This is a genomic window from Streptomyces sp. NPDC001450 (assembly GCF_053597295.1).
Genome location: NZ_JBSFHY010000159.1, coordinates 1 through 1,051, shown reverse-complemented (window position 1 = coordinate 1,051; position 1,051 = coordinate 1). Strand labels below are relative to the sequence as shown.

General features: G+C 65.4%; 1 protein-coding gene. It reads right to left on the bottom strand.

The window, feature by feature from the left end; all coding sequences use genetic code 11:
• On the bottom strand, positions 1-1,051 hold a 1,051-nt coding region (locus ACWC5O_RS45530), incomplete at both ends, for a peptide ABC transporter substrate-binding protein (protein WP_450781416.1).

Sequence of the window (1,051 nt, the reverse complement as noted above, 5' to 3'; positions counted from 1 at the left end):
ATGCGACTCCCCGTTTCTTCACCTGTCACGCACACATTCTGCGCCGGGACGCTGAAGGGGTTCAGGGCGACATTGGAGACGCGCTCCGAGTAGCCGGCGCTGCCGTTCTGGTACCAGAGCGGGATGGCGCCCATGTCGTCCCGCAGGACCTCTTCGGCCTGCTTGAACAGGTCGACGGCCTTCGCCGTGTCGGTCTCGGCGTTGGCCTGGTCGACCAGCTTGTCGAACTCGGGGTTGCTGTACAGGCCGTCGTTGGACGAGGCGTTGGTGTAGTACAGCGGCTGCAGGAAGTTCTGGATCAGCGGGTAGTCCATCTGCCAGCCCGCCCGGAAGGGTCCGGGCATCTTGTGCTGCCCGATCTGGTTGCGGAAGTCGGCGAAGGTGCCGACCGGGTTTCCGACGCACGCCTTGTCGTTGCCCAGCGCGTTGTTGATGCTGTTGCAGAGCGCGTCGACCCATTCCTTGTGCGAGCCGGTGTCCGCGTTGTACGAGACCTTCAGCTGGCCGCCGGGGATGCCCCCGCCCTCGGTGATCAGCTTCTTCGCCTCGGCGGCGTTGTACTCGCAGGCACTACCGCACAGGGTGTCGTCGAAGCCGCCGTCCGCGCCGAGCACGGGCGAGGTCCAGTCCTTCGCGGGCGTACGCGTCTTCAGGAAGATCGTGTCGGTGATCTGCTGGCGGTTGATCGCCATGGACAGGCCCTTGCGGACCTTGGCGGCGTTCGGTGTGTTCCAGGCCGGGGTGTAGAAGGGGAATGCGAGGGTCTGGATGATGCCGGCGGGGGTGTTGATGTACCGGTCGCCCAGGTCCGCCTGCACGTTCTTGAGCTGCGAGGCCGGGACGTCGTCGACAAGGTCGAGGTTGCCGGCGGTCAGATCGGTGTACGCGGTGTTGTTGTCCGTGTACACGTTCAGGTCGATGCCGCCGTTCTGCGCCTTGTCGGAGCCCGGGTAGGCGTCCCAGCGGCGCATCTCCATCTTCGAGCCCTTGGTGTACGAGCTGACGGTGTACGGGCCGTTGCCGATCGGCTTGGAGAGCCAGGTGTCGTGGC